The sequence below is a fragment of the Seonamhaeicola marinus genome (assembly GCF_008085455.1).
Map to the genome: position 1 here is coordinate 1 of NZ_VSDQ01000694.1, position 314 is coordinate 314.

Sequence of the window (314 nt, forward strand, 5' to 3'; positions counted from 1 at the left end):
CCGAAATTTGGTTTTGCTCAGTTTCTGCTGAGTAGATTAAAAGGGAATCTGGTGAAAATCCAGAACTGTTCCCGCAACTGTAAAGTTTATGCTAGATACTTCTAGCGCCTTAAATGAGGATGTTATTTACTGCAATACCACTGGTTTTTACTGGGAAGGTATAAATAATAGTAAACAAGTCAGGAGACCTGCCAATTTCAAAAAAAGAAATAAGTTAAACTTTCGGGATAAAAGTTTGCGTATGATGATCCATGCGATTCTCGATTAATTAGTTATTAAAATGAACAAAAAAACACATGTTTTTGCATTGTTAT

General features: G+C 33.8%; 1 riboswitch.

Annotation, left to right across the window (positions count from 1 at the left end):
* A riboswitch (cobalamin riboswitch) is annotated at positions 1-210 on the forward strand. This riboswitch is flagged as partial in the annotation.
* Between the last annotated feature and the right edge of the window lie 104 nt (positions 211-314).